Source organism: Aeromonas sp. PS2Canimalfood6, assembly GCF_048276795.1.
Lineage (GTDB): Bacteria > Pseudomonadota > Gammaproteobacteria > Enterobacterales > Aeromonadaceae > Aeromonas > Aeromonas caviae.
In genome coordinates, this window is sequence record NZ_JBLUXC010000139.1 from 1 (window position 1) to 1,035 (window position 1,035).

Consider the following 1,035-nt stretch of genomic DNA (forward strand, 5'->3'; position numbering starts at 1 on the left):
ATACCAATCGGATTAAACATTAGGTCAGTTTTATCCAATCTCGGCTACAAAGTGACATCACCCGCTCCACATCGGCAATAAAGTGCTTCCAGGCCGATGTGCAGGCATCAAGGATGTCGTCGTAATCCTTGAAGCTGCGATTAGCCAACACATGCTGACGAAGCCAGCTCCATACCTGTTCAATGGGATTGAGTTCGGGAGAATAGGGAGGGAGCTTGATCAGGCTGAGATTGGGGAAGTCATCCGCACATTCCATGGTATGCCATCCGGCGCCGTCCATGATCACCACCGCATGACGACCCGGCTTTGTTCGTGCTGCAATCAGTGCCAAGTGCTGCTTCATCACCTCCCGGTTTACCAGAGGACTGAGCAAGGCTTCCGTTGTCCCGGTTGCAGGGCAGACGGCACCGAAGAGATAGACGTACTCGAATTGTTGTTGCTGAATAGCTCGGGGGCGACTGCCACGCCTGGCCCACAGTCGGGTAGTCGTATTTTGTTGACCAAACCGGGCTTCGTCCTGAAACCAGACATCGACATTGGCAAGCGCAACATGACCCGGGATGTTAAGGATCGTTTCCAGCTGGAAGTTTTTTAAAAGCTTCCTGCACCTGCCCATCCTGCTTCGGATGTCGTGAGCGACTGGTTATCCAGGAAAACCCCAGCTCTCTGAGGAGGCGGTAGACATTGGAGAGTTCATAGGCCACACCAAACTCTCGTTCGATATACGTTTGAATATCAGTACCTTGCAGTCGTCCCCCGATGGCCAGCCGGCTTTGTTGGTCGATATATTCGCTAAGCTGGGATAGCTGTTCGGCGCCGAGCTTGGCGGGTCGGCCTGGTGGACGGACACTATCCAGCCCCGCCACGCCGTGTAGCAAGAAGTTGCTCACCCATTTGTTGACACTTGTGCGGCTGACTTTGAGAAAGCGGGCAATGTCAGTTCTGGAATGACCTTCTTGAAAGTGTGCTAACGCCAGGAATCGCATGCGTTTCCTGGCGTTGGTTTCTGCCTTGGCGAGGGCCAAGAAATCGATT

The 1,035-nt window shown here is 53.4% G+C and carries 1 protein-coding gene; it reads right to left on the minus strand.

Annotated features, from left to right (window positions below; genetic code table 11):
* Positions 1–19: 19 nt before the first annotated feature.
* A protein-coding gene (locus ACNPAA_RS20910; RefSeq protein ID WP_279988401.1) for an IS630 family transposase occupies positions 20–1,034 on the minus strand; the annotation gives its coding sequence in 2 pieces (ribosomal slippage) (positions 20–586 and positions 588–1,034; 1,014 coding nt in all).
* Between the last annotated feature and the right edge of the window lies 1 nt (position 1,035).